This is a genomic window from Actinomycetota bacterium, from assembly GCA_005774595.1.
In the GTDB taxonomy this organism is placed as follows: domain Bacteria; phylum Actinomycetota; class Coriobacteriia; order Anaerosomatales; family D1FN1-002; genus D1FN1-002.
Map to the genome: position 1 here is coordinate 1 of VAUM01000214.1, position 3,367 is coordinate 3,367.

4 protein-coding genes are annotated in these 3,367 nt (G+C 72.3%); all 4 read left to right on the forward strand.

From position 1 onward, the window contains the following. The coding region (locus FDZ70_08060) for a glycosyltransferase family 2 protein (GenBank protein TLM72985.1) at positions 1 to 644 on the forward strand (644 nt) is incomplete at its 5' end. Position 645: 1 nt separating this feature from the next. Beyond that, complete coding sequence (locus tag FDZ70_08065; protein TLM72986.1) at positions 646 to 2,094, forward strand: hypothetical protein; 1,449 nt, start codon at positions 646 to 648, stop codon at positions 2,092 to 2,094. A 65-nt stretch (positions 2,095 to 2,159) separates the two neighbouring features. Further along, a complete protein-coding gene (locus tag FDZ70_08070) occupies positions 2,160 to 2,591 on the forward strand; it encodes a carboxypeptidase regulatory-like domain-containing protein (protein TLM72987.1) in 432 nt (143 codons plus the stop codon). Positions 2,592 to 2,603: 12 nt separating this feature from the next. After that, positions 2,604 to 3,367 (forward strand): hypothetical protein (locus tag FDZ70_08075; protein ID TLM72988.1); only part of this gene is annotated, 764 nt, incomplete at its 3' end.

Genomic DNA, 3,367 nt, shown 5'->3' on the forward strand with positions numbered 1-3,367 from the left:
GCAACGGGCAGTTCACCCGGCTCTCGGCGCTGCAGAGCGTCGGCGACGCCCCGTGGTCGGACTGCCTGACCGAGGACCTGGACCTCGGCCTGACGCTCACGCGCAACGGTTGGCGCATCCGGTTCTGCCTGTCGGCGTGGGTCGCCCAGCAGGCGGTGCTCGACTTCAAGTCGCTGTTCCGTCAGCGCACGCGCTGGATCCAGGGGCACTACCAGTGCTGGACGCATGCGCCGCACCTCGCGCGCGCGAGGAACGTTCCGTGGGCCACCCGCCTCGACCTGCTCATCTACCTGTTCCTGGGCTGCTACGTGTGGCTCGTCGCCGCCGGCCCGCTGTTCGGCGTGCTGGCCGGCGCGGACCTCGTTCTGGTCGAGTCGCGGTTCCTGCACACGATCTCCGACGAGTCGGTCCGGACCACGATCAAGTTCCTGCTGTCAATCGCCCCGCTGTCCGTCTTCATCATCTCGTACCAGGCCCGCTCGCTGGACCCGTTCAAGGGCCGCTGGCTGCCCGCGATCGCCGCGATCTTCACGGCGTACACGTACACGATGCTGCTCTCGCAGACCTGGGCGTTGTGGCGCATCGCCACGCGGCGCGACGGGTGGGCGAAGACCGCGCGTGTGCGGTCGGAAGCGGCGGTGTGACGTGGGCGCGCGCGTGGTCGCCCTCGGCCGGCCGGCGGTGATGCGGGCGCTGTCGGCGTTCGCGGTCGCGCTCGCGCTGTGGGCGTCGGCCTCGGCGAGCGTGCATGCGGCGCCTGCTGCCCCGGGCCCCAAGCGCACCGTCTCCACAGCCCGGCTCCGCGCCGCGGCCATCACGAGCACGCCGATCCCCGCGTCGCCGATAGCGGGCACGTTGAACGCATCGACCGACCCGTCGGATGCGTTCTCGGTCGCGCTGGCGCCGGGCGACCGGCTGTCGGTCGAGGTGACGGGCGCGGCCGGCACGGACATCGACCTGTTCCTGCTGTGGCCCACCGCGCAGTCCCTCGACGAGTTCGACCTGGCGGCGGCGTCCGTCGGGGTGACCTATCCCGAGCAGCTGGAGTTCGACTGCGCGCAGGCCGGCACGTACTACCTGCACGTCTACTGCGGCCTCGGCTCCGGCGCGTACACGGCCACCTGGACGATCGCGCCGGCGACCTCGACCCCGACGATCGGCCGCGCCGCCGGCGCGACGCGCTACGAGACCGCCATCGCGGCATCCGCGCAGTCGTACCCGGCCGGGACGTCACGCGACGCGGTGCTCGCCACCGGCGAGAAGTTCCCGGACGCGCTGGCCGCTTCCGGCCTGGCCGGCATCCTCGGCTGCCCCGTCCTGCTCACGCCGGTGGCGTCGCTGCCCGCCGGGGTGGTGCCCGAACTCGAGCGGCTCGGCGTCACGGACGTGCACATCGTGGGCGGGTCCGCGGCCGTGTCCGAGGCGATCCGAGACCAGCTCGACGCCCTCGGCTACGCGACCTACCGGTATGCGGGGGCCGACCGGTACGACACGTCGGCGGTGGTCGCGAACGCGGTGCTCGGCCTTCGCGCGACCGCGCCCCCGCTCGCGTTCGTGGCGCGCGGGGACCTCTACCCGGACGCGCTGTCCGTCTCGCCGATCGCGTACCAGCACGCGTACCCGGTGCTGCTGACCCGGTCCTCCGGCCTGCCGACCACCGTGCGCGCCTCGCTGAACGCGGCGAGCCCGGCCACCATCATCGTGGCCGGCGGGACCGGCGCGGTCCCGGCGGCCGTCGCCACGCAGATCGAAGGCCTGGCGTTCGGGCCGGACGTGGTGCGCCTGGGCGGGCCGACCCGCTACGAGACCGCTACGCTGATCGACGGATACGCCGTCTCGCACTACCTCGCGATGCCCGATCGCATCGGGTTCGTGTGTGGCACGAGATTCCCTGACGCCGTGGTGGGCGGGCCGGCCATCGGGCACTGGGGCGGCATGCTGCTGCTGACCGAGACCGCGTCGCTGAACGCCTCGTCACGCACCTCGCTCGAGGGCTGGGCGGACTCAGGGCTGGTCGACGAAGTGACGATATATGGAGGGACGGTCGCGGTGTCCGACGCCGCGCAGGGCCAGATCGCGGCGGTGCTGCCGTGAAGGAGGGGCGAGTGACGCCACGGGTCGACAGACGGGCGGGTGACCGCAAGAGGCGCACGCGCGCCGTGGTGCTGGACGTCGTGCTCACGGGGGCTTCCGTGCTCATCGTGCTCGGTATCGCGAGCCTGATCCTCACCCCGCCCGGCAGGTCGATGGCGGTCGAGGTGAGCGACACGCAGGCCACCGCCGGCGAGATGGTGCTCTACGGCACCGTCGTCGAGGACACCGGCAAGCCGGTCCGCGGCGCGACCGTCGTGGTGACGCGTGACTCCACCGGCCAGCAGGTGGCGAGTCTGTCGAGCGCGGCGGACGGCACGTTCCGCGCCGCGCTCACGCCGATCGCCGACACCTACCGGATCGCTGCGTCGGCCGACGTCGGCGGGCGGATGGTGCGCGACACCGTCCGGGTCGACATGTCACCCGGGCACGCGTACGGTGTCCGTATCGAGCTGAGGTCGAGGGACTACTTCCTCTTCATCGCACTGCCGTCGTACTAGGGGCGCGCCGACGTGCTGCTGAAGCGTTCGCTGCCGTATCTCACGGTCATCCTCGCGGTGAAGGTCCTCATCGTCCGGCGCGTCGCGTTCGGCTCCTGGGGCATCGTCCCGTTCCTCGTCGGTGAATTGTGCTTCGTGCTGCTCGTCGCCGCGCTGCTCGACGCGCGGCGTCAGCCGACGGCGGTCGGCACGCTGGTGGCCGACGGCGTGATCTCCGCCCTGCTGGCGGCCGTGCTCGTGTATCAGGGCTACTTCGGGCGCGTGCCGTCGTACGAGTCCCTCGCGTGGGCGGGCAACCTGTCCGACGTCGGCGCGAGCGTGGCGCAGCTCTTCCGTCCGGCGTACCTGCTCGTCTTCGCCGACCTGCCGCTGCTGTGGCTCGCGGGGCGCTTCGTGCCGGACTTCTTCGCGCAGGCGATGCCCGGCGCGGCGCGCAAGGCGGTCACGTGGGTCGCGGCGCTCGCGATGCTCGGCAACGTCGCCTACGGCACCGTGAAGCCGACGCCGGATGCCTCATCGGCCGCCTACCGCCACGGCCTGTTCAACGCGCAGGTGATCCGGTTCGCGCGCAGCCGCGTGCAGTCACGCGTGACCGTGGACGCGAGCGACCCGGCCGGCGTGCAGAAGCGCGTCGAGGAGGTCGCCGGGTTCCCCTCGGGCGTTGCGTCCGGGCCGACCGCCGGCAAGGCGAAGGGCCGCAGCGTCATCGTCATCCTGGTCGAGTCGCTGCAGGCGGTCGCGGTGAGCCGCACGGTCGACGGGCAGCGCGTGACGCC